Raw genomic sequence first — 5,159 nt, forward strand, 5'->3', positions numbered from 1 at the left:
CGAGCTGGTGCAGAATGAGCCGTTCGCCGCGATCCACGTGCGAGCCCGAGCCGAATAACGAGTCGAAACATGAACCTGACTGAACCCCGCGAGCTGGCCCCCCTGCTTGAAGCCTTTCTGTTGGCCTCGGGAAAGCCGCAATCCCTTGAGCGCCTGTTTGAACTGTTTGAAGAAGGCGAACGGCCCGAGCCTGCGGTCTTCAAGAAAGCCCTGACCCTGCTGGGCAAGTCCTGCGAGGGCCGTGCTTTCGAGCTCAAGGAAGTCTCATCGGGCTATCGCTTGCAGATCCGCGAAAAGTTTTCGCCGTGGGTCGGCCGCTTGTGGGAAGAGCGCCCGCAGCGTTATTCCCGTGCCTTGCTGGAAACCATTGCGCTGATCGCCTATCGCCAGCCGATCACCCGTGGCGAGATCGAAGACGTGCGTGGCGTGGCGGTGAACAGCAACATCGTCAAGACCTTGCTGGAGCGCGAGTGGATCCGCGTCGTCGGTTACCGCGACGTGCCCGGCAAGCCGGCGATGTTCGCCACCACCAAGGCCTTTCTCGATCACTTCAACCTGAAGAACCTCGAAGACCTGCCGCCATTGGCCGAATTGCGCGAGATGGAAACCGATCCGGTGCTCGATTTCGACGACGCGCCGGTACCGCAAGGCTTGCAGGAACTGGCCGACGCCAGCGCCGAGCCGGAGGAGGAGAAAGAAGAGACCAGCTTCCATACGCTGTTGCTGGAGCTGGACAGCATGGAGGAGGGGATCAAGACCGATTTCGACGACTTGCTGCGCGATGCGGCGGACGGTGAGGTGTCGACGCCCGATGCAGTGACTCAGATCGAGCCTGAGCCTGAAACCGCGATCGCCGAACCGGCCATTGAAGTTGAACTTGAAGCCGAGACAGAAGCCGAACCGGAAGAAGACATCCTCGGCGTCGCCGAAGCACGGGAAAAACTGTTGGCAGCCGTCGCCGCCCTTGAGCAACCCGCGCAAGCGCCAGAACCCGAACTGAGCGAAGAAGAAGCCGAAGCCCGCGCCCTGGCCGAAGCCATCGAAGCCGAGCGCCGCGAATTCGACGACTGACCGAAATCCGGAGAACAATGACGGCCCCTGTGGGAGCGAGCTTGCTCGCGAAAGCGGAGTGTCATTCAAAGATGATGTATCTGACATACCGCCTTCGCGAGCAAGCTCGCTCCCACAGGGTTTAGCGTAAGCCAGGAATATCAAATGAGTTCCACCAAAGACCCGTGCATCAGCCTCTGCAAGTTCTCCGACGACATCTGCCTCGGCTGCGGCCGCAGCAAGCGCGAAATCAAAGCCTGGAAGAAACTCGACAAGGATGACAAGCGCACAGTGCTGGCTGAAGCCGCGCTGCGTCTGATCAAACTCGGTGGCGCCGGTCGGCGGAAAAAGAAATAACTGTTTAACGATCAGCTAGTCTCTGATGCGCGATGGCGCACATCCGCGTATGATTCGCGACCCTTCGGCGATCCCTTCGCCCGAAAACCCAGATTTCAATGCTTCAGGCGCCGCCTGAACAGACCACACCGGGAGGTGCCCAGATGAGTGACATCAATCAGAAAGACGACCAGGAAATCGGCCCAGCAGGCGAAAAGCTGCAGAAAGTCCTCGCCCGTATCGGCGTCGGCTCGCGCCGTGACGTTGAAGCCTGGATCAGCCAGGGCCGGATCAAGGTCAATGGTAAAGACGCCACCCTCGGCCTGCGCGTCGACATGCACGACGCCATCACCATTGATGGCAAGGTCATCAAGCGCGAAGAGGCAGCCGAATCGGTGCGCCGCGTGATCATGTACAACAAGCCCGATGGCGAGATCTGCACCCGTGACGACCCGGAAGGCCGTCCGACCGTGTTCGACAAGCTGCCGCGTCCGAAAGAGGGGCGCTGGATCAACATCGGTCGTCTCGACATCAACACCACCGGTCTGCTGATGTTCACCACCGACGGTGAACTGGCCAACCGTTTGATGCACCCGTCCTACGAGATGGACCGTGAGTACGCCGTGCGTGTACGCGGTGAAGTCGATGACGAAATGATCGAACGCCTGAAGGCCGGCGTCGTGCTTGAAGACGGCCCGGCCAAGTTCACCGACATCAAGCAGGCGCCAGGTGGCGAAGGTTTCAACCACTGGTATCACTGCGTGGTGATGGAAGGTCGTAACCGTGAGGTTCGTCGTCTGTGGGAATCCCAAGGGCTGGTGGTCAGCCGTCTGAAGCGCGTGCGTTTCGGTCCGGTGTTCCTCAACTCCGACCTGCCGATGGGCCGCTGGCGCGAAATGAGTCAGTACGAAGTCGACATTCTCAGTGCTGAAGTCGGCCTGACGCCGGTAGCGATGCCGCAACTGAACGCCAAGAGCAAAGACAAGCTTGAGCGTATGCAGCGTAAATCGTCTCGACCAATGGCCAAGACCGAGCGCGTACGCACGCTGCGTCCAGCCGCTGGCGCACCGACCGGCCCACGCCCAAGCCGCGAGCCGCAGATCGAAGGCGAGCGTCCGGGTCGCAAACCTGCAGCGCGCCCGGATGGCGAACGCGCGCCACGCGGTCGTACAGAGCGTGGCGAAGGTCGTGCACCGGCCGGTCGCGGTACGCCAGTGGCGGATCGTCCGGCGGACACCACCAATAAGCGTCCGGCCAAGCCAGCGCCGAAGCGTCCTGGTATCAAGCTGGTCGACGGTGACAAGCCATCGGGTAACCGTCGCGGTGCACCGAGTGGTTCGGGCCAGCGTCCGGGTTTTGGTCGCAAGAAACCTGAGTGAAGCAGCTGTGAGCTTTGAGCGATAAGCTTCAAGCTGAATGAAAAACGCCAACCGCAGGGTTGGCGTTTTTTTTCGTCTGGCGAAAGGTATGTAGTTTCTGACCCGGCCTCTTCGGAGCAAGCCCGCTCCCACAGATTTTTTGTCGTTAACAGAATTCGTGTACAACAATGAAACCTGTGGGAGCGGGCTTGCCCGCGATAGGGCGAGAGGCTTCACCCTCTATTTCAGCCTTAAAAGACGAAGCGCCCATCAAACACCGGCTTGTCATCCAGCGCCAACACCCCACCCGAGAAGATCAGGTCCAGGTGATGGCTACCCTTGGCGCCACCACCGAGGCCCAGGTGCAACCCGCAGTGCCGCTCCTCGAACCCGGCATTGCGCGCATACAGATCCTTCACGCCTTCGTTGGTGCCGATCCCCAATTCCTCGATCCGCCGGTTCGACGGGTTGGCGTCCAGGTATTTGTTGAAATCATGCTCCAGCCCAGGCACATCAGTGGCGATGCGGCTGATGGTCGAGTTCTCGATCCACAGTTCCAGTGGCGATTCCAGTACGCCGTACTTGCGCGCAAAGGGGATGGTGCTGAGGAAGGTGCCCTTGAATTTCACATGGCCGTTGATGGCTTCGCTGTGGGTGGCGATTTCGCCGGGGGCCAGGTCGAAGTTGCCGACGCCGTTGATGTCGGTCCACTTCTTGATGCTGCTCAGCGGCGTTTCGAACCATGAGCCGTGGTCGTCCCTGAAGCTCAGCGTGGTGGCCTGGGACATGCGCTGGATCAGATGACTGTTGAGCCCGGCGATGCGCTGCGGGGTGATGCTGAAGGTGTCGTAGAAATAGTCGCCGTAATCCTTGAACAGCAGCGACTTTTTCCAGTTTTCCGCCATTACGCCTTGCAGCGCGCGGACAAACTCCGGGCCGTCGGGACGCGGGTTGGGCAGGGTGGAAGAGTCGTAGAAGAAAATGTACAGATCGCTATCGGCAATCGCTGCGGTCAGCGTTGCGGTGCTTTCCAGATCCAGGCGCCTTGCGCTGAAGGTGAAACGCGGGTGATCGCCGGCCTGTTCGGCGATGGCGCCGGTCAGGGCTTCGTAATCGGCGGTGTGGCCGAGCAATACCTTTGCCGACTCCAGGTCGGCAAGGGCAGGGTGATGTTCGAGGTAGTAAAGGAAATGCGAGATCGCGCGGGGCTTATCCATGAGTACTCCCTGACTGACCGTGAAGGAAGCGGCAGGCACGACCGGCCGGACCGTGCCTGCCCGGGATGTCTTACAGAGGCCACATCGCCGTGCCGAACGGAACGACCGCGTCGGCTTGCATCATTTCCACAGCCGCCTCGTGGGTCGGTGCTTCAAACCATTCGTCCAGTTGCAGTTCGGTATCCAAGTCTTTTTCCAGTGCTTGCATGGTCGATCTCCTAGATGACTTTCACGGTTATGACTGGCCGGTCGAGGTGGCCGGCAAGACGTGAAAAACCTAGTTCAGGGTGTTTTGTAATGCAAAAAATTATTTATTTAAAATTTAAATAAACTTTTTATTCTGTTTTTTGCCATGGGTTTTCTTATTTGAAAACAAAAAACTAAGCCGCCAACTTCATTAGCAAGCTTGCTACCGTCAATTTGTAGACATCCTTCGAAAATTTCTGAAATGGAAAATCTGCGTTACGCGACGTAAAGAAATGTTTACGAAAAGCGCGGCGTAGCCCAGTGGAACCACGTCTCTCCAGACGCTGTAAGGAAAACCTGCCGAAGCCCGGCTGCGAGCGCTCCATGCAAGGCTCTGGCGCGCTTGTTTCAGCGTCGTTTGAAGGGTGTGATGCGCCCCATGCCTGTCGTGCAGGTGCATAACAAGAAGGAGGCGCAATGAACGCCGTGACTGATCTCCACTTCTCTGCGTGGGACGGTTTTCTCCCCGTCCCCGTCGATGGCCTGCAAAGGCCTGACTCAATTATTGCTGCCGCCCGAGCGTCTCGAGGCGGACACACGCAATCCCGGCAACCGCCACGCTGATCCAGCGGGGTCTGGCAGCAGGGGGTTAGCGGTGTACAATGCGCCGCGTTTTAACTGTGACCCTCTGCGTAATCGCGCAAACCTCAAGGCTATCCGCCTTGTTCACTCCGCCGCGTCATAAGCGTGTCGGGTTCGATTTCGTCACAGATAAAAACAAACAGGTGACGCATGACCGTTGTAAATAAGCTGAACTCCTGGTGCCTGCGCTGGGGTTTGATCGGGGCTGCCTGAAATCGCAACCTTGCAGCAACGTCTACTGAACATCATCAAACCTTGCGTGAGACCTTTTTCATGAGTGGACAACCCTCGCAATCAGGCGAGCTGAAACGCGGCCTGAAAAATCGCCATATTCAACTGATCGCCCTCGGTGGCGCGATCGGTACCGGAT

The 5,159-nt window shown here is 58.6% G+C and carries 6 protein-coding genes; 4 read left to right on the forward strand and 2 right to left on the reverse strand.

The genetic code is table 11. From position 1 onward, the window contains the following. Positions 1–69 precede the first annotated feature (69 nt). From scpB to rluB, 3 genes are all read left to right on the forward strand, one after another. Positions 70–1,071, forward strand: coding sequence for an SMC-Scp complex subunit ScpB (scpB, locus tag DBR24_RS27205; RefSeq protein ID WP_128616259.1), 1,002 nt, complete (start codon positions 70–72; stop codon positions 1,069–1,071). A gap of 144 nt (positions 1,072–1,215) precedes the next feature. Beyond that, positions 1,216–1,407, forward strand: a complete 192-nt coding sequence (locus tag DBR24_RS27210) for a DUF1289 domain-containing protein (RefSeq protein ID WP_016771121.1) — start codon at positions 1,216–1,218, stop codon at positions 1,405–1,407. Positions 1,408–1,550: 143 nt separating this feature from the next. Beyond that, positions 1,551–2,765, forward strand: coding sequence for a 23S rRNA pseudouridine(2605) synthase RluB (gene rluB, locus DBR24_RS27215; RefSeq protein ID WP_123465667.1), 1,215 nt, complete (start codon positions 1,551–1,553; stop codon positions 2,763–2,765). A gap of 230 nt (positions 2,766–2,995) precedes the next feature. Here rluB and DBR24_RS27220 read toward each other — a convergent pair whose 3' ends face one another. Both DBR24_RS27220 and DBR24_RS31155 read right to left on the reverse strand, forming a co-directional pair. Next, positions 2,996–3,961, reverse strand: a complete 966-nt coding sequence (locus tag DBR24_RS27220) for a leucyl aminopeptidase (protein ID WP_128616260.1) — start codon at positions 3,959–3,961, stop codon at positions 2,996–2,998. A gap of 70 nt (positions 3,962–4,031) precedes the next feature. Next, positions 4,032–4,169, reverse strand: a complete 138-nt coding sequence (locus DBR24_RS31155) for a hypothetical protein (protein ID WP_003222780.1) — start codon at positions 4,167–4,169, stop codon at positions 4,032–4,034. Positions 4,170–5,062: 893 nt separating this feature from the next. Here DBR24_RS31155 and DBR24_RS34075 point away from each other — a divergent pair. Then, on the forward strand, positions 5,063–5,159 hold a 97-nt coding region (locus tag DBR24_RS34075), incomplete at its 3' end, for a hypothetical protein (protein ID WP_256591899.1).

Origin of the sequence: Pseudomonas sp. HMWF006 (assembly GCF_003061205.1) — a bacterium.
GTDB lineage: Bacteria > Pseudomonadota > Gammaproteobacteria > Pseudomonadales > Pseudomonadaceae > Aquipseudomonas > Aquipseudomonas monsensis.